Source organism: Ochrobactrum sp. EDr1-4 (assembly GCF_049199085.1).
In the GTDB taxonomy this organism is placed as follows: Bacteria; Pseudomonadota; Alphaproteobacteria; order Rhizobiales; family Rhizobiaceae; genus Brucella.
The window spans coordinates 1,273,408-1,297,371 of sequence record NZ_JBLZOF010000001.1 but is presented as its reverse complement, the minus strand read 5'-3'; the positions used below and the strand labels follow the sequence as shown (position 1 = coordinate 1,297,371).

Genomic DNA, 23,964 nt, shown 5'->3' with positions numbered 1-23,964 from the left:
GTCATGGAGTATTTCCGCCACCGCCCTCAAGCGGGCAAAACCATTCTGGCTATATACGGTGGCTGGAAACTAAACGGCTTCGCCGCAAATTCCAAGCGCTTTTTTGATGTCATAGCGCGTTTTTTAACACGCGGTCTATCAAACGCTCACACCGTCTTGGTCTATGAAAACCATGGCCCTTCTATGACCACCGAGATCAATCGCTTCATTAGTCAAATGAAAATCAGCGCTTTCAAAAATGGCGCTCACATCGTCGAACTGGCCTGCGCCAATCTCAACGGCAATAATTCCACCTTTATATAGGTATCCACGAGCCTCACTTGCAAGGGAGCGATAGAAATCAAGTCCGTCATCGCCGCCATCCAGAGCCGCCATTGGATCATGCTCACGCACTTCGCGCGACAGATCATCAATGTCTTTGCTCGGAATATAGGGCGGGTTTGAGACAATGAGATGAAACCTGCCACTGACATTTGAAAGCCAGTCGCTTTTAAGCGCCGCAAATCTCGCGCTCACACCATTTGCTGCAGCATTTATCCGCGCCATGGCAAGCGCACCATCGGCAACATCCAGCCCAATACCATTGAGTTTTTCAAACTGATGCAGAAGCGAAATCACAATGGCGCCTGTGCCTGTGCCCATGTCGAGCATCATTGCCCGGCCATGCTGTTCAATCAGCTTTTCGATGTAAGGTGAAACAAGCTCCACCAGAGCTTCTGTATCAGGGCGCGGCTCAAGCGTTTCAGGCGAAAGCCGGAACTGCAGGCCGTAAAACTCGCGCATACCGATGATGCGATGTACAGGTTCACCAGCGATCCGGCGCTCCAGCGCTTTGCTTAACTGCGCGACCTTATCTTCATCAATGAGCTTTTCCGGCCATGAAATCAGATCGAGCCGCGTTGCCCCGGTCGTCCATTCGACGAGCAACTGCGCATCAAGATCAGGCGTATCAATACCGGCCTCGCGCAACCGCGCTCGGCTCGACGCCATCAGCAGATCCAAGCGTTCGCCGCTCACGCGTTTTCGCCCAATTCCATCAACAATGCCGTCTGATGATCGGAAATCAGCGCATCAACCAGTTCGTCCAGTTCGCCCATCATCACGCGATCCAGCTTATAGAGCGTTAGGTTAATACGATGATCGGTTACCCGGCCTTGCGGGAAATTATAGGTACGGATACGCTCAGAACGATCACCTGATCCCACCTGACTGCGGCGCGATTCAGAGCGTTCATTGTCAGCCTTCTGGCGCTCCATGTCATAAAGACGCGCACGTAGAATCTGCATGGCGCGGGCACGGTTCTGGTGCTGCGATTTTTCCGCCTGCACAACCATGATGCCCGTCGGAATATGCGTAATACGCACAGCCGAGTCAGTCGTGTTGACGTGCTGACCACCGGCACCAGAAGCGCGCATCGTATCGATACGAATATCTTCATTGCGCACTTCGATGTCGATTTCTTCAGCTTCGGGCAGCACGGCGACCGTTGCAGCAGAGGTATGAATACGGCCACCCGCTTCAGTTTCAGGCACGCGCTGCACACGGTGCACACCTGATTCGAATTTTAGTTTCGAGAACACGCCCTTGCCGGAAACGGTTGCAATGATTTCCTTAAAGCCGCCCGCGTCACCGTCGCTTGCCGAAACCAGTTCGACGCGCCAGCCTTTTTCGGCAGCAAACCGCTCATACATGCGGAACAGATCGCCAGCAAAAAGTGCTGCCTCCAGCCCACCCGTACCAGCGCGGATTTCCAAAATCGCGTTCTTCTCGTCAGCTGCATCTTTTGGCAGCAGCAAAATCTGCACTTCCTGCTCAAGCGTCTCTATGCGCTTTTCGACCTCTGGCAGTTCTTCGACCGCCAGCGCACGCATTTCAGCATCAGTGGATGCATCATCCCGCATCGCAGTCAGATCTTGCGCCTCGCTACGCGCATCGGTCAGCTCGCGAATTTTACCAACAACGTCCTGAAGCTCTGAATATTCAGAGGCCAGCTTCACATAGGTGACAGAATCAGGATTGTTCGCCATCTGGCTTTCAATCATCGAGAACCGCTTCAAAAGCTGGTCCATCCGGTCCTGTGGCAATGCGATCATGGGTATGTCCTAAGGTTTCTCAAAGTGAGAATAAGCAAAATTGGGCACAGCACAAACGGTGCTATACCCAATGATGAAATGCAATTTTCTACGCTATAGCGGAATATCGTTGTCTTCTGCAAACTGAAGCAGCAGTTCACGCAGCGAATGCGCACCATTTGGCTTATCGAGCTTGTCATTGAGCAGCGCATTCAGCTTGCTCACATCAAGCGCACCGAGCATTGCTTTGACCGGGCCAATATTGGCAGCGGACATCGAAATCGAGCGGAAACCAAGCCCCAGCAATGCCATTGCAGTTAGCGGACGTCCGGCCATTTCGCCACATAAAGTAACCGGCTTTCCATGACGATTACCGGCGTCAACAATATGACGAAGTGTACGCAGGAAAGCTGGCGACAACTGATCAAAACGGCTTGAAATCAGCGAGTTGCCACGATCCACTGCCATTAAAAACTGGAACAGATCGTTGGAACCAACGGAGACGAAATCCACAATCGCCATCAATTCGTCGAGCTGCCATAGAAGTGCAGGCACTTCGATCATAGCACCAAGCTTGAGATTATTCGGCAGCGTGTGGGCAAAGCGCGAAAGGTGACGAACTTCGCGATCAATGATCTCGCGTGCGGCTTTCACTTCGCTTACTTCTGTCACCATCGGCAACATAATTTTGAGTTCACGCCCACCAGCAGCTTTCAGCAGCGCACGCAACTGTGTGCGCATCAAACCCGGACGATCCAGCGTCAGGCGGATCGCACGCCAGCCAAGCGCCGGATTTTCTTCCTGTGCGGTTGCGCGGAAATAAGGAAGAACCTTATCGCCACCAATATCAAGTGAGCGGAAGGTAACAGGCTTATTGCCCGCTGCTTCAATCACCGAGCGGTACAGCCGTTCTTGTTGTTCTGCACGCGGGAAAGTCGACGCCACCATGAACTGAAGTTCTGTGCGAAACAGACCTATACCCGCGGCGCCCGACGCTGAAAGCTGTGGCAAATCCACCAGCAGACCTGCATTCATCAAAAGCGAGATATCGACGCCGTCTTTCGTCACCGCAGGCTTGTCGCGTGATTCGCGATAGAGCGCCTGACGACGCGCGCGGAAACGAACTTTTTCTACATAAGCAGTTTCAACGTCGGTTTGTGGACGCAGATGCAGGATGCCCTCATCGCCATCGACAATGGCCGCATCGTTGTTTTCAGCCATGGACACAGCGCCCTTGGCCTGTCCGACCACGGGAATACCCATTGCGCGGGCAACAATCACCACATGGCTGGTGGCAGCACCATCTTCGAGCACAACGCCACGTAAACGCTCGCGCGGATAATCAAGAAGCTCGGCAGCGCCCATCGTGCGCGCGACAATGATCGCGTCCTTGGCGAGTGATTCGGCCATAGTCTTAATGTCGCGACCCATCAGCTGACGCAACAGGCGGTTGGCCAGATCGTCAAAATCCGATAGACGCTCACGCATATAAGGATCGGTCAGATGCACCATGCGCGCACGCGTGTCGCTCTGCACCTTCTCAACTGCGGCTTCTGCTGTCAGACCATTGTGAATGGCTTCTTCAAGACGGCGTACCCAGCCGCGATCATGAGCAAACATACGATAGGCTTCGAGCACTTCACGATGTTCGCCTTCAGCGGCCACATCACGACGCGAAAGCATGTCATCAATCGAAATACGCAGAGAACCGAGCGCAGTTTCCAGCCTGACGAGCTCCGCCTGACTGTCCTCGTTAAACAGGTTCGTTACAACGATACGCGGCTCGTGCAGCACGACATGACCAAGGCCGATTCCATCATTAAGCCCATTACCATTCACGCTCATTGAACGGCCAAGATCCAGCTCAATGCCGGGACGTGCAAAACGAAGCCCGTCTCCCGTGGCAATAATTTCAGCAAGAACCATTGCTGTCGTCTCAAGTGCTTCAACCTCGTCTTCGCGATAGGCCCGCTTTGTCTGATTCTGGACGACAAGAACGCCCAAAGTGCGGCCAGCACGAAGAACAGGAACACCGAGGAATGAATTATAGGCTTCTTCGCCGGTTTCCGGCAGATAAGCAAAGGCTGGATGGCTCTGCGCATCGGTCAGGTTCAGCGGGCGTGCGCTGGCAGCAATTGTACCCACAAGGCCCTGCCCCAGACGCAGCTGCGCAAGATGAACCGACTGTGGGTTTAGACCCTCAGTCGCATAAAGCTCAAGCACGCCATCGGCACGAAGAATATAAAAAGAGCAAACTTCCGCGACCATATTTTGCGCGATTTCACGGACGATCCGGTCAAGGCGTTCCTGTGGCTCTAGTGATTCAGCCATCAATTCGCGCAACCGCTTCAGCAGCACGCGGGGACCAGTTGTCAGATCACGCATGATCGTCGGGGGCTCCTCATTTGGTACAGGCTCAGCTCTTCCGCAAAGCCAGTTCCCTTTACCCGCCTGCGAAGCGTTACGCCGAATCCTTTGTGAGCATTTTTGACACGCGCGTCTAGTCTAATCGTCAGAAAATCTGACAACTCATATAATAAGAAAATGCCACCCCCTTATTATAGGGAGTGGCATTGTTTCAAAACGAACCAGACACAGCTGGCTAGAGCATTTCCAGTTTCTTTTGAATCTTTGGAAATGCTCTATCTTTTTGTTTTTGCGCGCATCTTGTTCCGAAAACCGTTTCACACTTTTCGGGATGCGCTCCAATTACTTATCGAGGCCGTAAACGCCGTGCAGTGTGCGAACTGCGAGTTCGGCATAAGGACCGTCAATCAGGATCGAAATTTTGATCTCAGACGTGGTTATAGCACGGATATTGATGCCTTTTTCAGCCAATGCCTTGAAAGCTGTCGCCGCTACACCCGCATGGCTGCGCATACCGATGCCGATGACCGAAACCTTGGCAAGACCAGTTTCCGACTGGATATGATCGGAGCCAATTTCGGCTTTCACTTTATCGAGAACACGCAGTGCCTTGTCGATATCGCCGGTCGGGATCGTGAATGTCATGTCGGTTTTTGAACCGTCTTCCGACACGTTCTGGACGATCATATCGACATTGATGTGCTCTTCGGCCAGAGGTCCGAAAATCGCAGCCGAAATGCCTGGCCGGTCAGCCACGCGCCGGAGCGAAATCTGAGCTTCATCCTTCGCATAAGCGATACCAGTGACGACCTGCTGTTCCACGATTTCTTCCTCGTCGCAAATGAGCGTTCCGGGCGGATTGATCGGATCATCCATGCCCGGTGCATTGGGGTCCGAAAAACTTGAGCGCACGAAGGTACGCACTTTATGTACCATAGCGAGTTCGACCGAACGCACCTGCAAAACCTTGGCGCCGAGCGAAGCCATTTCCAGCATTTCTTCAAATGTAATGCGGGAAAGGCGCTTTGCCTTGGGTTCAATACGTGGATCAGTCGTGTAAACGCCATCAACATCGGTATAGATGTCGCATCGGTCAGCTTTTACGCCCGCAGCTATCGCCACAGCCGAAGTGTCAGAGCCACCACGACCCAGCGTCGCAATGCGGTTATCCGGGCCGATACCCTGGAAACCAGCAACAACGGCAACCTGACCCATTTCCATACGACGGATAATTTCTGAACCGTCAATTTCCTGAATACGGGCAGCGCCATGCGCATTGTCTGTCTTGATCGGAATCTGCCAGCCATGCCACGAACGCGCATCAATACCAATCGACTGCAACGCAATCGCCAAGAGGCCGCTTGTTACCTGTTCGCCAGAGGCGACAATCGCATCGTATTCGCGCGCGTCGTAAAAAGGCGAAGTACCACCGGCAACCTTGGGCATGTTCTGTACCCAGTTGACCAGCTCGTTGGTCTTGCCCGACATGGCGGAGACAACAACAGCAACCTGATTGCCAGCATCGACTTCACGTTTGACGTGGCGCGCCACAATGGAGATGCGTTCCAGATCGGCCACAGAAGTGCCGCCGAATTTCATCACGATGCGCGCCATTTAAGGATACGTCCCGTCTTTTGCAAAATTACACTAACGCCTGCCGAAACATTATTTTCTTGCGACAGACAAACCCGGGGTCACATAGCTAAAATGTCGCGCTTCCGCAAGAGTGTGATTCCCGTGAAACAATAATCAACGCTTCCAATTCGGGAATTTGATTTGATCCTTGACTTTAACACGCTACCTTGAGAGCAGGATTGCACGCGCTTCCGCAGGAGAATGATATGACTGAGACCGCCCGCACCACGATCGATGCTTCTGAAATCGAGCATTTTTCGCGCATTGCTGCGCAATGGTGGGACCCGCAGGGCAAGTTTCGTCCGCTGCATAAATTCAATCCGACACGTCTGACCTATATCAAAGAAAAGGTCTGCGAAAAATTCAATCGCGACCCGAACAGCCCCCGGCCTTTTGAAGGCCTGCGCTTTCTCGATATTGGTTGCGGCGGTGGTCTGTTGTGCGAACCGATGTCGCGTCTCGGTGCAACGGTGATCGGTGCCGATGCATCCGAAACCAATATCGAAGTCGCAAAGATTCACGCGTCCCAAAGCGGTGTAGACGTTGATTATCGTGCAACCACGGCGGAGGCACTGGCTGAAGCGGGCGAGAAATTCGACGTCGTGCTGAACATGGAAGTGGTTGAACACGTTTCCGACGTTGATCTGTTCATGTCCGCGACCAGCGAAATGGTAAAGCCGGGTGGGCTGATGTTCGTCGCTACCATCAATCGCACACTCAAAGCCTATGGCCTTGCTATTATTGGTGCCGAATATGTGCTGCGCTGGCTGCCACGCGGCACCCATCAATATGAAAAACTGGTGCGCCCGGAAGAGCTGGAAGCAGCCTTTTCAAAAGCTGGCCTCACCCTTATCGACAAGCTGGGCGTGACCTATAATCCGCTTGCCGACAGCTGGAGCCGCTCACGCGATACCGATGTAAACTACATGGTTCTTGCAGAACGTCCTCAATAACTACCTTTTCTGGGCTTTTGTCGTCAGCGCCACTCCAATAGCGATGACGACAGCACCTATCCATGTGAGCGGCGGATAGTTTTCGCCCAGAAACAGCGTTCCTGAAATCAGCCCGAGCGCTGCCGCCACATAGCCAATCTGGCTCAGATAAACCGGTCCACCCACCGCCTGCAACCGGAAGAACAGGGCAAACATGCCCGCCGCCGCAATGCCTTGTGCTACAGCAGTCGCTGGCGCAAGAGCCAGTGTTTCAATTGGGAAATTACCGCTGAACAGCAAAATCCCGATAAACAGCATCACGGCCGCAGCCAAATGGCTACCAGCAGCAAGCTCAGTCGGATCAGCATTTTTCGGCCAGTCGAGCGTGCGATAGACATTTCCCATCGCCAGAAATACCGGAATAAGAAGCGCTAAGCCGATCCAGAGCGGATCGGCTGGTTTGCCCACTTCGCCGCGTGTCATCGCCACCATAATCGCGCCGATAAAACCAACAACAATCCCGGCAATCCCAAGCGCATTCGGACGGCGCAGACCAAAGCCCATCGAAATCAAAAGCGTAATCACGGGCGACAGCGTGTACATGATTCCTGTGAAGCCCGCACCAAGACGCGGAATGGCTGACAGGATCAGAAGGTTTGGCAGCGCATAGGAAATTGCCGCCGTGCAGATATAATAGCGCAGTCTGCCACCTGAAAAGCCGACACGCTTTTTATTCAAAAGCATGACCAGCAGCAGGATGATCCCTGCACTTGCCGAAAACAGAAATGTCCAGATCGCGGGCGGAATGCCTGCTTCTGCAGCAATCTTACCTAGGGGGAGAATAAGGCCGAGAAGCGTGCCGGTCGTAAGCAACAAAAAAGGCGCAGAATCCATGAGTTTCATGCGCCTGATCTCCTACGCATTGCAATTACCAGCTAATTCTTATCTTCCGGAAAAACAGGCAATGGCATCACTTCGACACCATCCTCGATAAGAGAATGCACATCCTCTTTGGACGCTTCGCCGTAAATACCGCGCGCTTCAGTTTCACCAAAATGAATTTTACGCGCTTCCTCGGCAAACTGATCGCCGACATAGTCCGCATTTTCACGGACCTTGCGGCTTAGTTCTCGCATCTGCTCAAGTACCTGTTTCTGCGCCTGATCCATAGCAATCGCCACCTGCTCTTTTGAGCGACTGGTGGAGACGGCAGGTGCCATCAACGACTTTTGGATTTCCGGGGAGTTGCAAACAGGACAAGAGACCAGCTTCCGCTCCGACTGCCGGTCAAAATCGGCATTGTCGCGAAACCAGCCTTCAAATTCATGGCCGTGATCGCAATGAAGCGAAAAGCGGATCATGGATTATGCGTCCTTTTTTTCATGCGAAACTTTCACGGAAAATTCCCGCGCATTCTTGAGGTTTGGCACTTTGGCGCGTGCTGCCACACTTTCCGAAACGTCGATGTCAGCGATAATCACGCCCGGCTCATCATGCGCCGCTTCAGCCAGAACCTTGCCCCATGGCGAAACGATCAGCGAATGACCATAGGTCTCGCGACCGTCTTCATGCACACCGCCTTGGGCTGCTGAAATCAGGAATGCACCATTTTCAATCGCGCGCGCCCGCTGCAAAACATGCCAGTGCGCTTCACCCGTCTGGCGCGTGAAAGCGGCAGGTCCGGTAATCACATTGGCTCCTGCCAGTGCTTGCGCACGAAACAGTTGCGGGAAGCGAATATCGTAACAGACCGCCATGCCGACATTTGCAAAAGGCAGCTCGGCAATAACCGTTTCCTTGCCCGGCTCATAGGTTGCCGATTCGCGCCAGCTTTCGCCATTGTCGAGATCGACATCGAACATGTGCACCTTGTCATAAGTCGCGATCTTCTTGCCCGATGGCGCAAAGATGCCGCCACGATTGGCAATCTTGCCATCACCGGCAGCAATGGCTGTCGAACCGATATGCAGGAAAATGCCGTGCTTCTTTGCAAGTGCTGATGCGGCTTTGAAAACGAGGTCATCATTTTCATCACGCAGACTTGCAAAAAGCGCTGCACGGTCGCGCATCAGCACACCCGTCATTTCTGGGGTTTGCACATAATGAGCACCCTTCGCTGCAGCGTCAGTTACGAATTTTTCCAAATCCTCAACGTTACGGGCAATGTCAGTGCCAGAACGCATCTGAACGGCAGCGGCGCGAAAAGTGCTCATAAAAATCTCCCCCATCCTGATCTTAGTTCAACTCACCAGTTGCAAGAAGGCCGTCAAGCTTACCTGCATTGTCGAGTGCTACGAGATCATCGCAACCGCCGACATGCACAGCACCGACAAAGATCTGCGGGAAGGTATTACGGCCCGAACGTTCCTGCATTTCTGCACGCAATTCAGGCGTCGCTGCCGCATTGATTTCGTTGAACTCAACGCCCTTGTTCTTCAAAAGGCCAACGGCACGTGTGCAGTAAGGGCAGCCGGGACGGGTGTAGATGGTAATATCGGTCATGAAAAACTCCATTCGTTGCCCACTATATAAGTAGCAAAGCCACGATCTGGAAGCCCCTTATCTCTTCACAAAGCTGTATTCAGGTGTCAGGCAGAACGCGGCTGAATGTCAGAACATCAACGCTTTTTGCGCCGCCACGCAGCAGCGCGCGTGTCGCGGACTTAACCGTTGAACCCGTGGTATAAACATCATCGATCAACAGCACCCGCCGCCCACGCACGTGAATTTCATGTTCTTTCGGCACACGAAATGCACCATCGACATTGCGTTTACGCTCTTTCAGGCCAAGCCCAATCTGCTGATCAGTCCGGCGAATACGCTTTACCGCCTGTGGAGCAAAAAGCTTACCATTTAATTGCGCCAACGCACGTGCCAGCTCAGCTGACTGGTTAAATCGACGCGACCAGAACCGCCATTTATGCAAAGGCACCGGCAGAATAACGTCGCATTCGTCGAGCAACTCACGCCCAGCACGTTGCATCCAACGTGCCATCCATGGTGCAAGATCAGTTCGATCATGAAACTTGAGTGCCACTGCCATGCGTTGCGCTGCTCCTCTATGCAGCACTGCTGAACGTAAACGTCGAAACGGTGGCGGATCAGCAATCGCTTCTGCACTCATGAAATTCTCGCCAAAGTCGTGATTGAACGGAATGCCAAGCACCGGACAATAGGGCTTTTCAATAAAGCGCAGTTGCGACCAGCATTGCGGACATAGCGTCCCCGGCTCGGAAACCTGAATGCGACATCCAATACAACTGGCCGGATAGAGAATATCAGATGAATAGCGCAAGCCCTTGCGTGCCGCGCTAAGCGCGTGCGTTTTGAGCCTGTAAAACAAGCTTTGATGCGACCTGTCGTCATCAACCATTGCATTCGCCCCCGTTCGAATGCATTTACGCCTATATCTATATTACCGACGCATATCCGAAAGAGAAGACGGAATCGCAATGGCCGCCCCTTCACCTGCCCAATCGTCTGAAAACGCGATCTTTGATCGCGACCTCCAACTGGCATTTCGCCGCCGTGCCTTTAAACGCGCGATCCCGGGAGCAGACTTTATTTTACAAAGGGCAGCAGAAGACCTTGAAGACCGGCTGGATGCAGTGACACGTCGTTTCCCGGTTGCTGTTGATCTCGCGGGGCATAATGGCCTTGCGGCGAGCGCCATTGCACGCTCTGGCAAGGCGGATATGATTTTGCGCATCGAGCGCGATGCAGCCTTTCTCAATGGCCCCTTCCCGGCAGTCGTTGCAGATGACGAAGCTCTGCCGTTAAAGCCACAAAGCGCCGACCTCATCGTTTCACTTCTGGCATTGCATTCGACCAATGATACGCCCGGCGCGATGATCCAGATTGCCCGCGCACTAAAGCCCGATGGTTTGTTTCTGGCAGCACTCAGCGGCAATGGAACTTTGGGCGAATTGCGCGAAAGTCTTTTGCAAGCAGAAATCGAGCTAACGGGGGGCGCAAGTCCACGTATCTTCCCATTTGCGGACGTGCGTGATGTTGGCGGCCTCTTGCAGCGCGCCGGTTTTGCGCTTCCAGTGACGGACGTGGAAAATGTCACCGTTCGTTATGACAGCATTTTCAACCTGATGGCTGATCTGCGTGCCATGGGTATGCAGAACATTTTGCGTGATCGATCCCGTAAGCCTGTTTCGAGAAAGCTATTTTTACGTGCAGCTGAAATCTATGCCGAGCGTTTTAGCGATCCAGATGGGCGTATCCGCGCAAGTTTCTCGACAATCTGGTTGTCTGGCTGGGCGCCGCACGAATCGCAGCAAAAGCCATTGAAACCCGGCTCTGCCAAAGCTTCACTGGCTGATGCGCTTAAGAATGTGGAATAAAGTGTTTCCAGCAAACGTGTGAAACAGTTTTGCGTACAAAAATACGCAACTCAAAAAGGCTTAGCAGTCGCCCGTCTGGGTGCCATCGACTTCGATGACACAGATGGGCCTGACGGGTGCCTTGCGCTCCATATGAATGTCCCGCTTAATCGATCCAGTCATCGTGCGATCAATGCCCGCTGGCAGAACCGATTGTGCCGCGAGCTTGTTCGCCTGATCGTTTAAAATCGGCACAATAATCAGTGCAAGAGCGACTGCGGCAGAACCAAAAAGCAGCACGACGCGCAAGATACCGCGGCCCGCTTTCGAGAGTGGTCCCGGGGTGTATTCATTATGATCTGCACTGAAATAATTATTATCAAAACTCATGAGGCTAACTCCGGAACACTTATCCCAGAGAATGCCGCAGTGGAGTGAATCATCGATTAACGCGGAAGGTTAACGGGTAAGGATTTGGGTACTATTTCGTAGCTTTCCACAGCCTCAGAGAAGATCGATCAAAAACGGGATCAACGGCTCGTCTGCTGGCGGCATCGGATAATCCCGCATGTCCTTCGGACGCACCCATTTCAGTGCCTGACCTTCCAGCCCTTGCGCCACACCTTCAAAGCGACGGCAGACATAAAGCGGCATTAACAAATGGAAGTCATCATAGGTGTGGCTGGCAAAAGTCAGCGGCGCGAGACAGGCCACTTTCGTCGTAATACCAACCTCTTCCTGAAGCTCACGGATCAGGGTTTCTTCCGGCGTTTCGCCTGCCTCAACCTTGCCACCGGGAAACTCCCAAAGGCCAGCAAGCGATTTGCCTTCCGGGCGCTGCGCCAACAGCACACGTCCGTCAGCATCAACCAGCGCACAGGCAGCGACCAAAACAATACGACGCGATTTCACTTCAGTCATTGTTCATTGCTTTCCCGATATGCATAGCGATAGGCTTCCTGAAAGCCGAAACGCTTATAAAGTGCCAAACCAGCGACATTATCAGCTTCAATTTGCAGCCATGCAGTTTTTGCACCCAGTGATTTTGCCCATTTGAGCGTCGCACCAATCAAAGCCTTACCATGCCCCTTCTGACGCGCTTCTGGCAAAGTTCCGACGTCAAACAGACCGGCCATGGCTGCATCCTGCACACAGAGCACATTGGATACCGCACGACCGCCCTCTTCCAGAACAAACATGCCCTTATTCGGACGAATACCGTCCAGCAACTCAGAGAAACCCGGACGCAATTCTGTCGGGCGACCATGAATGGAAATTGAAGCATCCACATAGCGGCCAATGTCTTTCAAAGGCGCTTCGTCACGTTCAGCCGAAAGATCAAGCGCACTCAGATTGGTTGTCATGACGATAGTTTCGTCGTGACGCTTCCAGCCAAGACCTTCGAGATAGTTCTCAAGCTCGACAGGGGCTAGCGGCGAAAGCCTGAAACACGGAACCCGGCCATAGGTGCGAAAGCGCTGTGATGCCTGCTCGACACGCGCCGGAATATCGCGCGTGTCGCCCGGATCAAGTGGATTAACCGAGTTGAGACGCTTGGAGGGATGTGCCGCAGTCATGCGTATCGCCCATGTCCCGTCATAATGAACGGACGTGGCTGGCCATGCACGGAAGCCTACGGCTTCAAGCTGGCGAACGATAGCAAGATTGGACATATTCAAACTCTTTCACAACTCTGCTGATGCAGGTTTCGGAGATCAATTGCGCCGAAAATAGTGATCTTCGAGAACCGGAGCGCAGTGTACTTAATGTACATGAGCACCGGAAGCGCAGAAGATTGCTATTTGCAGGCCAATGGAGCCAGAAACGTTTAGCTTCGGTAGTCGCCGTTGATTGCAACATATTCCTTTGTCAGATCGCAGGTCCAAACGGTTGCCTTACCCTTGCCAAGGCCGAGATCAACCCGGATCAGAATATCTTCGCCCTGCATATAGGCCGAGGTTGCCTCTTCGGAATAAGCCGGATCGCGCTGTCCCTGATTGGCCACGCGAATATCACCAAACCAGATGGCGAGAAGATCGCGATCCGCCGGTTCACCCGCCTTACCGACAGCCATCACAACACGGCCCCAGTTTGCGTCTTCGCCGGCCACAGCAGTCTTAACCAGCGGTGAATTGGCAATCGAAAGCGCAATTTTCTTTGCGGAAGCGGCAGATTTAGCACCGGTCACTTCAACTTCGACCATCTTACGCGCACCTTCGCCGTCGCGAACGACCTGAAGTGCAAGTGATTTCAGAACACGGCCCAGTGCCTTTTTAAAATCGCCAAGGCGTTTATCGGAAGCATCGGTGACTTCAAGTGCGCCGCGCTCTGTTGCCGATCCGGTTGCAAACAGCATCAGCGTGTCAGATGTCGACGTGTCGCTATCAACAGTCACAGCATTGAATGTCGAACCAACGCCCTTGGAAAGCAGGCTTTGTAGCACATCAGCCTTGATCGGCGCATCTGTAACAACAAAGGAAAGCATCGTCGCCATATCAGGCGCAATCATGCCAGCACCCTTCGAGATGCCATTGATCGTCACCGGAACCTGTCCGAGCAGCACCGTTTCAGTCGCCACTTTCGGGTAGGTATCGGTGGTCATGATGGCTTTAGCGGCTTCTGTCCAGAAATCATCGCTGGCAGTATTTGCCATATCATCCAGAAGACCGGAGAACTTTGATGCATCAAGCGGCTCACCGATCACGCCGGTAGAAGCAAGAAACACATCTGTCGTATTGCAGCCAACAGCTTTGGCAGCCGCTTTAGCTGTTGCCTCTGTGGCTTCCCGACCTTTAAGGCCCGTAAAAGCATTGGCATTGCCCGAATTAACCACAACTGCACGCGCTTTGCCATGAACGAGGTTCTGGCGGCAGAAATCCACCGGCGCTGAAGGGCAGAGCGAGCGGGTGAAAACGCCAGCTGCTTCCGCTGGCTTGTCAAACACCATCAGCATGACATCGGTGCGGCCCTTATATTTGATACCGGCAGCAGCAGTTGCAATGCGGACGCCGTGAATGACCGGCATGGATGGGTAATGTTTTGGAGCAAGCGGGGATACGGTCGCAGACATGATTGCCTCTGAAAAGATGCGATTTGATTCTGCCGCATTGGAAAGGTTTGCAGCACAAAATCAAGTTATAAGTAAAATGGAGATAAAAAAACGCCCCGCATTGCGGGGCGTTTTCATGAACTCAAATCTTACTGCTGCGGAGCGGCATCGGGTGCATCACCCTGTTCCTGCGCCGCTGCGGCTTCCTTCATCGCTTTATCGACTGCTGGATCCTTATACTCGATCTTCATGCCATCACGCAGCTTCTTGACCATTTCGACATAACGCTCACGCATGATGATCGAACGAATCTGCTCAGATACCTGATCGAATGCCGGTGGCTGCTTGGTGCGGCGATCTTCCAGCTGAATCACGTGGAAGCCAAACTGCGACTGCACAGGCTCCTTCGTGTATTCACCCGGCTTCAGTGCAAAAGCGGCCTTTTCAAATTCAGGAACCATCTGACCTTCGGAGAAGTAACCGAGATCGCCACCATTGGCAGCAGTGCCATCGGTCGAGCTTTCCTTGGCGAGATCTTCAAACTTCGCGCCACCTTCAAGCTTCTTGATGATCGCTTCAGCTTCTTCCTTGGTCTTCACGAGAATGTGACGCGCGCGCACTTCATTCTGTGGAGGGATAGCCGCGATTTCCTTGTCGTAACGGGTACGAACATCAGCGTCCGAAATCTTGTCGACAACGGCATCCTTGAAATATTCGTTGTGAAGCGCGCGTTCACGCAGGAACTCCATACGCTTCTTGAAATCGTCGCTCTGATCGAGCTTTTCCTTGGTTGCTTCGCCAGCCATCGCCTTAATGTCGATGAGGGCTGCAAGAGCGGCCAGACGGCGCTGTTCAGCTGGAAGGCGAGCAAACTGCGGATCAAGATCGCCAGCGGCCTGATCGACTTCACCAACAGTGATGTCGTTGCCGTTGACGGTAGCAAGAACCTTTGCCGGATCTTCGGAAGCGGCAGCAGACGTTGCGGCTTCAGCGGGTTTAGCTGCATCCTGTGCAAAAACAGCCGAGCTGCTAAAACCAGCAAGCGCAACGGATGTTGCGAGAACGGCAAGAGCTTTGCGGGATGGGGCTTTGAAAAAGGCTTTCATATGAGATTCTCTCCTTCGAGACCGCCTACCGGCCCCATGAATGCGGCGGAATTTGGCCCGAAACCCCGATTATCCTTTAGAAAATACGAGCTTTCCGGCCTTTCGAGCAACATTGACATCGCTTGAAGCCCCTCTTATCTGTCCTTCAGCTTGGCGTCCAGTAAGCGGCTGGGGAATTGCGTTGAAAATGCGCCGTATCTGGCAGCTTTCGACGCGCAGTTTTCTTGCATTTGTTTCAATACGCGTGAATAAAGCATTCGACAAAGCATTATCGGCAAAATTGCAATGCGGTTTTGAGTTCGAAAATGCGAAAGATTTAAAGAGTTAGAGCCTTTTTAGAGTTTCGATGAAACCGAAAAAAGGCAATGGCGCCGGAAGCGCTTCCGGCTGAACGCACAGGAAAGGACCAGGAATGGTCAGCTTTGGCGGCCTCGCCCGCAAGATATTCGGTTCGTCCAACGACCGCCATGTGAAAACACTGCGCGTTCGTGCGGAACAGATTACTGCGCTTGAGAAGAATTACGAATCCCTTACCGACGAACAGCTTCAGGCAAAGACTGCGGAATTTCGCGCAGAACTCGCTCAGGGCAAGAAGCTCGACGCATTGCTTCCGGATGCTTTTGCAACCGCGCGTGAAGCGGCAAAGCGCGTGCTTGGCATGCGCCCCTTCGATGTGCAGCTGATCGGCGGCATGGTCCTGCATGAACGGGGCATTGCTGAAATGCGTACCGGTGAAGGCAAGACGCTGATGGCGACATTGCCTGTTTACCTCAACGCACTTGAAGGCAAGGGCGTGCATGTGGTGACGGTCAATGATTACCTCGCTACCCGCGACGCCGAAACAATGGGCAAGCTTTACAACTTCCTCGGTCTGACCGTGGGCGTGATCAAGCATGGCCTTGATGATGGTGAGCGTCAGGCAAATTATGCCTGTGACATTACCTATGCGACCAACAACGAACTCGGCTTCGATTATCTGCGTGATAATATGAAGTATGAGCGCAGCCAGATGGTTCAGCGCGGTCACAACTACGCAATCGTCGACGAAGTTGATTCGATCCTCATCGACGAAGCGCGTACACCGCTGATTATCTCCGGCCCGTTGGAAGATCGCTCTGACTTCTACAACCTCATCGACACATTCATTCCAGCGCTTGAGCCGGAAGATTTTGAAATCGATGAAAAGCAGAAGACTGCAATCTTCACCGAAGTCGGCACCGAAAAAGTTGAGCAGCTTCTTGAAGCTGCTGGACATCTTAAAGGCGAAAGCCTCTACGACATCGAAAATGTTGCTGTCGTCCATCACCTGAACAACGCTCTTCGTGCGCATAAGCTGTTCCAGCGTGATAAGGATTACATCGTCCGCAACGATGAAATCGTCATCATCGACGAATTCACCGGACGTATGATGCCGGGTCGCCGCTTCTCGGAAGGCCTGCATCAGGCGCTTGAAGCTAAAGAGCAAGTGACCATCCAGCCTGAAAACCAGACGCTGGCATCGATCACTTTCCAGAACTACTTCCGCATGTACACCAAGCTTTCCGGCATGACCGGTACAGCTTCAACGGAAGCGGAAGAATTCGGCAATATTTATGGTCTGAATGTTCTTGAAATTCCGACCAACCTGCCGGTCAAGCGTCTCGACGAAGACGATGAAGTTTATCGTACCGTCGAAGAAAAATACAAAGCCATCGTCCGCGATATTCAGGCTTCGCACGAAAAGGGCCAGCCAGTCCTCGTCGGCACGACATCGATCGAAAAATCGGAACAGCTTGCAGAGCGTCTGCGCAAAGAAGGCATCAAGGGCTTTCAGGTCCTTAACGCCCGTTATCATGAGCAGGAAGCTTTCATTATTGCGCAGGCCGGTGTTCCAGGTGCAGTGACCATCGCCACCAATATGGCGGGTCGCGGTACGGACATTCAGCTGGGCGGCAATCTTGATATGCGCGTTCATAACGAGCTTTCGGAAGTGCCGGAAGGTCCAGAGCGGACTGCAAAGATTGCTGAGATCAAAGCCGATATTGCGAAGCTGAAAGAAAAGGCACTTGCTGCGGGTGGCCTTTACGTTCTCGCAACCGAACGTCATGAAAGCCGCCGCATCGATAACCAGCTGCGCGGTCGTTCGGGTCGTCAGGGCGATCCGGGTCGTTCGAAATTCTTCCTGTCGCTTCAGGATGATCTGATGCGCATCTTCGGCTCCGACCGTATGGACGGCATGTTGCAGAAGCTGGGCCTCAAGGAAGACGAAGCTATCGTTCATCCATGGATCAACAAGGCGCTTGAAAAGGCCCAGACCAAGGTTGAAGCACGTAACTTCGAAATCCGTAAAAACCTGCTCAAATATGACGACGTCATGAACGATCAGCGTAAGGTGATCTTCGAGCAGCGTCTTGAAATTATGGACGACGAAGACCTCACTGACACCGTGACCGAGATGCGTCACGAAGTCATTGAAGACATGGTGCGACTGCGTATTCCAAAAGACGCTTACGCTGAAAAGTGGGAAATTGCCGCCCTCAAGGACGACATTCTCACCAAGCTCAACCTCGCCTTGCCAGTTGATGAATGGGCTAAGGAAGAAGGCATCGCCGAAGAAGAATTTGAAGCCCGCATCAAGGAAGCCGCCGACAAGGCCGCTGCTGAGAAGGCAGAACGCTTCGGCCCACAGATCATGACTTATATCGAAAAGTCGGTGATCATGCAGTCGCTCGACAATCTCTGGCGCGAGCATCTGGTCAATCTTGACCACCTGCGTTCGGTCGTTGGTTTCCGTGGCTATGCACAACGCGATCCGCTGAACGAATATAAGACCGAAGGCTTTGAACTGTTTCAGGCGCTGCTCGCCAACTTGCGCGAAGTGGTTATTACACAGCTGATGCGTGTTGAAATCGTTCGCGAAGCACCCGTTGAGCCAGAGCTTCCGCAGATGACGGGTGTTCATATCGACGGCACCACCGGCGAAAATGACTTTGATGAAAATGCTTGGGCCGATCATCAGCAGGATGAGCGCATCATCCCCGCTTCTGAACGTGACGCCGCTGACCCTAAAACATGGGGCAAGGTGAGCCGCAACGAATCCTGCCCTTGCGGTTCTGGCAAGAAATACAAGCATTGCCACGGCGCGTTCGAATAAGCGCTGACAGCAATCTAGCTTACATGAAAACCCGGCGCGCAATCGCCGGGTTTTTATTTGCCAAAGTGCTTGGCAACTCCATATTTTAGTAATTTCACAGAAACTGATATGTTCAGAAAGTAATTACCATTAATGCGAATTTGGCTTCGCTTGGTCAGAAGTGGGCGATTTGTTTTTACCTTTTTAAAGAACTCCCATCTAATGTTTGGCCAATCTTGTTCAGCAACGATTAAAATACGCTGGATAGATCGACCTCGAGATATCGCAGCGGGACAAGCAGAACTTTGATCAAAAGTCGCAATAAACAGGATTGGCAACGAATGCATATTTCCGCCGCTGACGTGCTGCGACAATCATTTTCTGATGAACTTTGCGTGTCAAAAAAAGCACGCGATAGTTCTGGGCAAAGCGCCAAATGTCAGGCAACCAAGCAGGTTTCAGGTCCCAATGTGACAAGCGTCCGTTCCGGTGTTGATTTGACAAGCCAAATTCTCCTCGGATTCACTAAAAACCTTGAGGAGGCTTTGTAATGGCCGCAAAACCTTTACTTGAGGAATCCGCAGGTGGACATACGGCCCGCATCATCTCTCAGCTGTCCGATAATGTCGCGGGGAAGGATACAGCCAAGCGACTGGAAGAAAGCCTGCTTCATCGAGACATCCCACGTAAGCTTGCAATTTATGGTGCCTCCGCAGGCTTTGAACTGCGCGATGAACTTGACCACTTAAGCAGCCGCACAATCGAGCCCAATATCTTCTTCAATGCACGCTTTCTGGCACCAGCCATGCCACGCCTTGAAGATCGAGAAGTGCGCTTCATGGTGATGCGTGATGAAAATGAAATCCGCAGCCGCCTGCGCTTCGTTATGCCTTACACTGTAGAGCGCCCCGGCCTGCCCCTGTCGTCACCCGTCATTCGTGCATGGGCGACACCATTTGGCCCGCAAGGCACCCCGCTTATCGATCACGATGATCCAGTGGGCGTCGTTGAGGACTTGTTCGATATTCTGGCACGCGATCATATCAAAATGCCGGAAGTTCTCGTACTTCCGGAAATGCGCGCCGATGGCGCTGTTGCGAAATTAATCCGTTCTGTTGTGGTCGGCAGACAGCTGCCCGTCGTTTCGATTGAACAAAAAGCCCGGCCATTCCTCGAAAGCAATTTGGATGGTGAAAGCTATTTCAGGGAAGCTCTCGGAGCACACCACCGTCGCAATTACAGCCGCCTTTGGCGTCGCCTCGCTGAGAAGGGCGAACTCGCACATCGCATCGCCCGCACACCCGATGAAGTCCGCTTTGCATTCGAGCACTTTCTGACCTTGGAAGCGAGTGGCTGGAAAGGTCGCCGTGGCACCGCTATGGCTGTTGATCGCTTTCGTGCGGCGTTTGCTCGGGAAGCGGTCAACAATTTGGCTGAACGCGATTGTGTCCGCATTCATACGCTTGAATTGGATGGACGTGTGATCGCTATCTTGATCGTTTTCACCGTGTCAGGCGAAGCATGGACATGGAAAACGGCTTATGATGAGACGTTAGCGGCTTACTCACCGGGCATGTTACTGATGATAGAGGTGGTCAAAAACCATCTGGAGGATCCCAACATTACCCGCACAGATTCCTGTGCAGTGCCCGACCATCCCGTAATGTCACGTCTCTTTAAGGAACGGGAAACCATCGAAACACTGGTGATCGGGCTTCATCCGGGTGTCGACAAACAAGTGCGTCAGGCGGCCTCGCAAATTCATCTTTATCAGCGTACTCGCAACCTGACCCGGATCATTCGCAACCGTATCCGCAATTTTACAGAACGAAAATAAAGCCGAATAGTTCAATAAACAGAACGAAACAAAAATTTGATAAATCGGAAAGACGTGCTATATTTTCTATCGGGAGAGCGCCTGAATTAAAGCAATGCAGGCGAAAAATAAGGGTCTGAACTTGTTGCCCTGATATTTAATTACGTTGCAGCAAGTAAATATATAAGTAGGACCTTTTTTCGCTGCTTCACGAAAACCAACGCGCCTCCTTTGGGAAGGAGATGCGCTATGTTGGAATATCTCACTTATCTAAAGACACTCGATCTTATCGTATTGGGCTTGATCGCTTTTCTCGTCTGTTGGAACATTGTCGAGTATAATTTGCGCCGCTGAGGTCGCGCTGTAAAAAAGGCGGCTTCATAAAGCGACGTGAGCACAGGCGACAGGCTTTATCGCCCATCCAAGGCGCTTTCGTCGCTGTGTGGAAGTATAATCAGTCAAGCCGCTTGTGAGCGATTGACGTGGTTTCGTTTAGTCGTTATATCCCTCCCCGCTGTCCGTTTTTGGACCATATCAAACTGCTTCGGCAGTTACGTGCGGGTGTGGTGGAACTGGTAGACGCGCCGGACTCAAAATCCGGTTCCGCAAGGAGTGTCGGTTCGATTCCGACCACCCGCACCATTTATCTTCAAAACGTCATTTCATTGTTATGACGACGTAACTTGGATAGACTTCAACAAAAATCAGTGGCGTTGCATTTATGATAGTTGCCTGATCAATGGGCGATATCTGCACATTTGCCAGCATGTTCTCAAGCTTGGCGCGATTATTCTTATCGCTAAAAAAGCGGTCTTTAACGTCTTCCGCATCGACCTTGCCAAACTGATGTACGTTTGCACGATCCTGACGGATAATCCCGGCAACCTTGGTCAGGCGTTGTCCCGATGAACTGAAATGGTCTTGCTCACTCAATCGGGCATAATAGGAATCGATCGGCTTTTCAGCCGCAGATGCTATTCCGAGCGTCATGAACAGCAGTATTGCAGACAAGATCGATGAGCGCATGACGCCTCCTTATGCCAGTTTTATGCACGAATGCTTTATCTCGACACACTTCTTATTATGTCTCCGACAAACCGTCAAAATCTGTTTGCCATGATGACGACGAAGAAGGTCTGAGAGCAGTTAAACGGCTCATACTTCCAGAAAACATGCCATCGCAGCATTATGCAAAGCGTTTACCTCACTATTAAGAGGTATATGAAAAAGCTAGATTTAAATTATTCGTTGACATTCAGATCATTTTCGCACTGATTAATCAGCACCTAACTGTTTGTTTTGATGGACGTCTCGTTTGAAATTTCATTTCCGGGATGTCGGACATTATACGTTTCGTCTATCTGTTTTATCCATTAAACAGATAGGAACAGATCAGTTTTAGGGCGGGCAAAATAATTGCTTGTCGGAGTGTGTTCGCTCCACTTTGATGATTAAAGCGGAGCGAGGACTCTGAGATGCGTATAGTCAGTGCGGCTTTTCTTGTGGGCCTTCTTGTGTCCAGTGCGCCAGCTTTTGCACAATATGAAAAAGAACTTGGCCCCCTTGCTTCCGCAGCAACATCACAAATTTTACCGGGTTGGACCGCAACCACACGAGACGGCTGGTTTGTTCTCAACAACCAGCAAGCAAGTGGCTCCGAGCAAACCTTGATGCTAACTGCTGGTCCTGCGCCAGATCAAGGTCGGGCAACGCGTGTCGCTGTTGCAGTTACCTCATCAAAGCCAAGCGCTTCCATTGGATTATTTGCGACCAATCCTGCTGAAAACGCGATTTGTCTGATGGAGATCATGGCAGACAAATCTGCCAAACTATTCTGCATGGACAATGGCAAGCGGCTTGATATTGCCAATGTACCAAATGCAGCGAAACTAGACGGCAGCGATGTCATCGAAATGGTCGATGTGCCGGGCGTATCGCGCTTTCTGCTCAATGGTAAAACCATTGGAGATGTGCAGGCCTCTCGCGCGCTCGGCGCACAAATTGGCGTTATGGCCTATGATGTTGGTATGTTTGCGATAGCGAATTTCAGTATAACATCTGACGGCCAGAATGTGCCAACACAGCCATTCGTGTCTACCACGCCGCGCAGTGAAACACCACAAACGGCTGACACAGGTACACAGCAACAACCGCAAACTGGTGCGCCAACACAGGCAGGATCGGGAAACCTCTCAGGACCGCTTCCCGATTTTGAGGGAGACACCAACAAAATCGCATCTGTCTATTTTGGCCTTATGCGCAGCATCTTTGCACATGAATTCGGACATGCGCTAATTGGCGAATTGCAACTGCCTTCAACCGGCCCGGAAGAAGACGCGGTTGATATTTATTCCGCATTGCAGATCGTTGAACCGACAATGTACCCGTCGGGGGATAAGCAGGTGGACGATATGGCAGTCGGCTCTGCAACCTATGCCGCGCTGCAGTGGTATTACAGCGGCAAAATCAACGAGATGAAAGGCAGCGCGCCATCGCCATGGCAGGACGAGCATACCGCTGATCTGAAGCGGTTTCGAAACATGATGTGTATCATGTATGGCGGTAACCCTAAGGTTTTCAGCAATCTGGCTGATAGCGTGAACCTTGATGAGCGCACACGCGCCCGCTGCTCAGACGAGTTCAACAAACAGAACCGTGCATGGCGGAAAATTCTCGCGCCACATACACGATCAGGAGAATGGCACCCCGAGGGTGAGCAACCAGCCGATGCGCCGGGTGCCGTCATTAAAACCGTTTTCGAGCCATCAAAAAGTCGCGTCGGTGATTATTATTATGCCATGCTGTCAAAAGCTTTGACCGGCTATTTCAACAACCTGTCTCAGACTTACGTGCTACCGCGCCCAATCACTGTTACTTTCCGCGACTGCGATCAGTTAAATGCATGGTACGATCCCAAAGAGGGTTCAATCACCATGTGCTATGACCTGTTTGAGCACCTCGCAGTGATGATTTCTGATGTTGAAAGTGGAACTGTAAGGGGTGAACCAGCCACAGAAACCACCACAACGTCAGCGCCAGCCGCTGGAAATGCAAGCGGCGGCGGCACAGCCATTGATGAATTGCGTGATGAAGGCATTGCCGCCAGCATGGTTCTGTTTCAGGCTCCCTACACGGGACCAACGCCTAACAAACATGCAAGAGCAACAATCATCACAACGGTTGAAGTTGTAAAAATTATCGCGAACGGCCGTAAAACGCTTTTCGTCGATACCAGCGGTTTGCAAGAATCCTTGCAGAATGCTTACTCGCTCACTGATGCGGGGCGTGATGGCAGCGTGACGGATGGTCTGCAACAGGCGCTCGACGAATGGCTTAACGAAAAAGCTGGTGGCGATCGCAGCGTCGGTTTGGTGTTCTTCGGCAAAGGCATGCGTGATCGCTCGTCATATAATGCTGCCCTGCGTGCCGCTACACTCGGCTGGACAACATTCTGGTATCGCGGCGGGCTCGAAGCGTGGACCGCGAACGGGTTGCCCGTCAGTAAGTAGCCAACGCACAACTTTATGCTTTGTGCATCCACTTG

22 protein-coding genes, 1 tRNA gene and 1 pseudogene are annotated in these 23,964 nt (G+C 52.3%); 8 read left to right on the top strand and 16 right to left on the bottom strand.

Annotated features, from left to right (window positions below; translation table 11 throughout):
• Positions 1 to 138: 138 nt before the first annotated feature.
• The 4 genes from prmC to ACOZHT_RS06385 form a co-directional block, all read right to left on the bottom strand.
• Positions 139 to 990 carry a peptide chain release factor N(5)-glutamine methyltransferase gene (gene prmC, locus ACOZHT_RS06400; RefSeq protein ID WP_339509498.1) on the bottom strand — a complete coding sequence of 284 codons (852 nt, stop codon included), beginning with the start codon at positions 988 to 990 and terminating at the stop codon, positions 139 to 141.
• Positions 991 to 1,013: 23 nt separating this feature from the next.
• Positions 1,014 to 2,093: a peptide chain release factor 1 gene (prfA, locus tag ACOZHT_RS06395; protein WP_339508941.1), complete on the bottom strand. Its 1,080-nt coding sequence runs from the start codon at positions 2,091 to 2,093 to the stop codon at positions 1,014 to 1,016.
• A 93-nt stretch (positions 2,094 to 2,186) separates the two neighbouring features.
• Positions 2,187 to 4,457, bottom strand: a complete 2,271-nt coding sequence (ptsP, locus tag ACOZHT_RS06390) for a phosphoenolpyruvate--protein phosphotransferase (protein ID WP_339508942.1) — start codon at positions 4,455 to 4,457, stop codon at positions 2,187 to 2,189.
• A gap of 324 nt (positions 4,458 to 4,781) precedes the next feature.
• Positions 4,782 to 6,053 carry an aspartate kinase gene (locus tag ACOZHT_RS06385; protein WP_421565386.1) on the bottom strand — a complete coding sequence of 424 codons (1,272 nt, stop codon included), beginning with the start codon at positions 6,051 to 6,053 and terminating at the stop codon, positions 4,782 to 4,784.
• A gap of 227 nt (positions 6,054 to 6,280) precedes the next feature.
• Between ACOZHT_RS06385 and ubiG the strand changes: the two genes are divergently transcribed.
• On the top strand, positions 6,281 to 7,027 hold the full coding sequence (ubiG, locus tag ACOZHT_RS06380; RefSeq protein WP_339508944.1) for a bifunctional 2-polyprenyl-6-hydroxyphenol methylase/3-demethylubiquinol 3-O-methyltransferase UbiG: 747 nt from the start codon (positions 6,281 to 6,283) through the stop codon (positions 7,025 to 7,027).
• Here ubiG and ACOZHT_RS06375 read toward each other — a convergent pair whose 3' ends face one another.
• The 5 genes from ACOZHT_RS06375 to ACOZHT_RS06355 form a co-directional block, all read right to left on the bottom strand.
• A complete protein-coding gene (locus ACOZHT_RS06375) occupies positions 7,028 to 7,909 on the bottom strand; it encodes a DMT family transporter (RefSeq protein WP_339508945.1) in 882 nt (293 codons plus the stop codon).
• A 32-nt stretch (positions 7,910 to 7,941) separates the two neighbouring features.
• Positions 7,942 to 8,367 carry a DUF1178 family protein gene (locus ACOZHT_RS06370; RefSeq protein ID WP_339508946.1) on the bottom strand — a complete coding sequence of 142 codons (426 nt, stop codon included), beginning with the start codon at positions 8,365 to 8,367 and terminating at the stop codon, positions 7,942 to 7,944.
• Between the two features lie 3 nt (positions 8,368 to 8,370).
• A complete protein-coding gene (locus ACOZHT_RS06365; RefSeq protein ID WP_421565385.1) occupies positions 8,371 to 9,219 on the bottom strand; it encodes a carbon-nitrogen hydrolase family protein in 849 nt (282 codons plus the stop codon).
• A gap of 22 nt (positions 9,220 to 9,241) precedes the next feature.
• Positions 9,242 to 9,508, bottom strand: coding sequence for a glutaredoxin 3 (gene grxC, locus ACOZHT_RS06360; protein WP_421565384.1), 267 nt, complete (start codon positions 9,506 to 9,508; stop codon positions 9,242 to 9,244).
• Between the two features lie 79 nt (positions 9,509 to 9,587).
• Positions 9,588 to 10,379 carry a ComF family protein gene (locus ACOZHT_RS06355; RefSeq protein WP_421565383.1) on the bottom strand — a complete coding sequence of 264 codons (792 nt, stop codon included), beginning with the start codon at positions 10,377 to 10,379 and terminating at the stop codon, positions 9,588 to 9,590.
• A gap of 79 nt (positions 10,380 to 10,458) precedes the next feature.
• Between ACOZHT_RS06355 and ACOZHT_RS06350 the strand changes: the two genes are divergently transcribed.
• Entirely contained in the window at positions 10,459 to 11,358 is a 900-nt protein-coding gene (locus tag ACOZHT_RS06350; RefSeq protein WP_421565382.1) for a methyltransferase domain-containing protein, read from the top strand.
• A gap of 60 nt (positions 11,359 to 11,418) precedes the next feature.
• On the opposite strand, the gene ACOZHT_RS06345 is transcribed toward ACOZHT_RS06350, so the two are convergent.
• The 6 genes and pseudogenes from ACOZHT_RS06345 to ACOZHT_RS06320 all read right to left on the bottom strand — a co-directional run bounded on the left by ACOZHT_RS06345 (position 11,419) and on the right by ACOZHT_RS06320 (position 15,492).
• Entirely contained in the window at positions 11,419 to 11,727 is a 309-nt protein-coding gene (locus ACOZHT_RS06345; RefSeq protein ID WP_421565381.1) for a hypothetical protein, read from the bottom strand.
• Positions 11,728 to 11,841: 114 nt separating this feature from the next.
• Positions 11,842 to 12,258: an 8-oxo-dGTP diphosphatase MutT gene (gene mutT / locus ACOZHT_RS06340; protein WP_250041638.1), complete on the bottom strand. Its 417-nt coding sequence runs from the start codon at positions 12,256 to 12,258 to the stop codon at positions 11,842 to 11,844.
• Positions 12,255 to 13,010, bottom strand: a complete 756-nt coding sequence (locus ACOZHT_RS06335) for a GNAT family N-acetyltransferase (protein WP_421565380.1) — start codon at positions 13,008 to 13,010, stop codon at positions 12,255 to 12,257. Before ACOZHT_RS06335 ends, mutT begins: the two co-directional genes overlap by 4 nt.
• Positions 13,011 to 13,057: 47 nt before the next feature.
• Positions 13,058 to 13,139, bottom strand: a pseudogene (locus ACOZHT_RS06330) (flagellar basal body P-ring protein FlgI); the annotation flags it as partial.
• A gap of 26 nt (positions 13,140 to 13,165) precedes the next feature.
• A complete protein-coding gene (argJ, locus tag ACOZHT_RS06325; RefSeq protein WP_421565379.1) occupies positions 13,166 to 14,407 on the bottom strand; it encodes a bifunctional glutamate N-acetyltransferase/amino-acid acetyltransferase ArgJ in 1,242 nt (413 codons plus the stop codon).
• 128 nt (positions 14,408 to 14,535) lie between these two features.
• Positions 14,536 to 15,492 (bottom strand): peptidylprolyl isomerase, encoded by a 957-nt coding sequence (locus ACOZHT_RS06320; protein WP_421565378.1) that lies wholly within the window; start codon positions 15,490 to 15,492, stop codon positions 14,536 to 14,538.
• Positions 15,493 to 15,532: 40 nt separating this feature from the next.
• On the opposite strand from ACOZHT_RS06320, the gene ACOZHT_RS06315 reads away from it, so the two are divergent.
• The 5 genes from ACOZHT_RS06315 to ACOZHT_RS06295 all read left to right on the top strand — a co-directional run bounded on the left by ACOZHT_RS06315 (position 15,533) and on the right by ACOZHT_RS06295 (position 21,062).
• Positions 15,533 to 15,820, top strand: a complete 288-nt coding sequence (locus tag ACOZHT_RS06315) for a hypothetical protein (RefSeq protein ID WP_339508956.1) — start codon at positions 15,533 to 15,535, stop codon at positions 15,818 to 15,820.
• Between the two features lie 84 nt (positions 15,821 to 15,904).
• A complete protein-coding gene (secA, locus tag ACOZHT_RS06310) occupies positions 15,905 to 18,625 on the top strand; it encodes a preprotein translocase subunit SecA (protein ID WP_339508957.1) in 2,721 nt (906 codons plus the stop codon).
• Positions 18,626 to 18,945: 320 nt separating this feature from the next.
• Positions 18,946 to 19,155, top strand: a complete 210-nt coding sequence (locus ACOZHT_RS06305; RefSeq protein WP_339508958.1) for a hypothetical protein — start codon at positions 18,946 to 18,948, stop codon at positions 19,153 to 19,155.
• Positions 19,155 to 20,441 (top strand): type IV secretion system effector crotonyl transferase BspF, encoded by a 1,287-nt coding sequence (gene bspF, locus ACOZHT_RS06300; protein ID WP_339508959.1) that lies wholly within the window; start codon positions 19,155 to 19,157, stop codon positions 20,439 to 20,441. The genes ACOZHT_RS06305 and bspF overlap by 1 nt, the downstream gene beginning before the upstream one ends.
• 536 nt (positions 20,442 to 20,977) lie before the next feature.
• A tRNA-Leu gene (locus tag ACOZHT_RS06295) sits at positions 20,978 to 21,062 on the top strand.
• A gap of 15 nt (positions 21,063 to 21,077) precedes the next feature.
• Here the strand turns inward: ACOZHT_RS06295 and ACOZHT_RS06290 are convergent.
• Complete coding sequence (locus ACOZHT_RS06290; protein ID WP_339508960.1) at positions 21,078 to 21,446, bottom strand: hypothetical protein; 369 nt, start codon at positions 21,444 to 21,446, stop codon at positions 21,078 to 21,080.
• 449 nt (positions 21,447 to 21,895) lie between these two features.
• Here ACOZHT_RS06290 and ACOZHT_RS06285 point away from each other — a divergent pair, with 449 nt between their 5' ends.
• Positions 21,896 to 23,929, top strand: a complete 2,034-nt coding sequence (locus ACOZHT_RS06285) for a DUF4344 domain-containing metallopeptidase (RefSeq protein WP_339508961.1) — start codon at positions 21,896 to 21,898, stop codon at positions 23,927 to 23,929.
• The last annotated feature ends 35 nt before the right edge of the window (positions 23,930 to 23,964 follow it).

Excerpts from the sequence above, each read along its gene's own strand:
- prmC (WP_339509498.1), bottom strand. The coding sequence starts at position 990 with ATGGCGTCGAGCCGAGCGCGGTTGCGCGAGGCCGGTATTGATACGCCT.
- prfA (WP_339508941.1), bottom strand. The coding sequence starts at position 2,093 with ATGATCGCATTGCCACAGGACCGGATGGACCAGCTTTTGAAGCGGTTC.
- ptsP (WP_339508942.1), bottom strand. The coding sequence starts at position 4,457 with ATGCGTGATCTGACAACTGGTCCCCGCGTGCTGCTGAAGCGGTTGCGC.
- ACOZHT_RS06385 (WP_421565386.1), bottom strand. The coding sequence starts at position 6,053 with ATGGCGCGCATCGTGATGAAATTCGGCGGCACTTCTGTGGCCGATCTG.
- ubiG (WP_339508944.1), top strand. The coding sequence starts at position 6,281 with ATGACTGAGACCGCCCGCACCACGATCGATGCTTCTGAAATCGAGCAT.
- ACOZHT_RS06375 (WP_339508945.1), bottom strand. The coding sequence starts at position 7,909 with ATGAAACTCATGGATTCTGCGCCTTTTTTGTTGCTTACGACCGGCACG.
- ACOZHT_RS06370 (WP_339508946.1), bottom strand. The coding sequence starts at position 8,367 with ATGATCCGCTTTTCGCTTCATTGCGATCACGGCCATGAATTTGAAGGC.
- ACOZHT_RS06365 (WP_421565385.1), bottom strand. The coding sequence starts at position 9,219 with ATGAGCACTTTTCGCGCCGCTGCCGTTCAGATGCGTTCTGGCACTGAC.
- grxC (WP_421565384.1), bottom strand. The coding sequence starts at position 9,508 with ATGACCGATATTACCATCTACACCCGTCCCGGCTGCCCTTACTGCACA.
- ACOZHT_RS06355 (WP_421565383.1), bottom strand. The coding sequence starts at position 10,379 with ATGGTTGATGACGACAGGTCGCATCAAAGCTTGTTTTACAGGCTCAAA.
- ACOZHT_RS06350 (WP_421565382.1), top strand. The coding sequence starts at position 10,459 with ATGGCCGCCCCTTCACCTGCCCAATCGTCTGAAAACGCGATCTTTGAT.
- ACOZHT_RS06345 (WP_421565381.1), bottom strand. The coding sequence starts at position 11,727 with ATGAGTTTTGATAATAATTATTTCAGTGCAGATCATAATGAATACACC.
- mutT (WP_250041638.1), bottom strand. The coding sequence starts at position 12,258 with ATGACTGAAGTGAAATCGCGTCGTATTGTTTTGGTCGCTGCCTGTGCG.
- ACOZHT_RS06335 (WP_421565380.1), bottom strand. The coding sequence starts at position 13,010 with ATGTCCAATCTTGCTATCGTTCGCCAGCTTGAAGCCGTAGGCTTCCGT.
- argJ (WP_421565379.1), bottom strand. The coding sequence starts at position 14,407 with ATGTCTGCGACCGTATCCCCGCTTGCTCCAAAACATTACCCATCCATG.
- ACOZHT_RS06320 (WP_421565378.1), bottom strand. The coding sequence starts at position 15,492 with ATGAAAGCCTTTTTCAAAGCCCCATCCCGCAAAGCTCTTGCCGTTCTC.
- ACOZHT_RS06315 (WP_339508956.1), top strand. The coding sequence starts at position 15,533 with ATGCGGCGGAATTTGGCCCGAAACCCCGATTATCCTTTAGAAAATACG.
- secA (WP_339508957.1), top strand. The coding sequence starts at position 15,905 with ATGGTCAGCTTTGGCGGCCTCGCCCGCAAGATATTCGGTTCGTCCAAC.
- ACOZHT_RS06305 (WP_339508958.1), top strand. The coding sequence starts at position 18,946 with ATGCATATTTCCGCCGCTGACGTGCTGCGACAATCATTTTCTGATGAA.
- bspF (WP_339508959.1), top strand. The coding sequence starts at position 19,155 with ATGGCCGCAAAACCTTTACTTGAGGAATCCGCAGGTGGACATACGGCC.
- ACOZHT_RS06290 (WP_339508960.1), bottom strand. The coding sequence starts at position 21,446 with ATGCGCTCATCGATCTTGTCTGCAATACTGCTGTTCATGACGCTCGGA.
- ACOZHT_RS06285 (WP_339508961.1), top strand. The coding sequence starts at position 21,896 with ATGCGTATAGTCAGTGCGGCTTTTCTTGTGGGCCTTCTTGTGTCCAGT.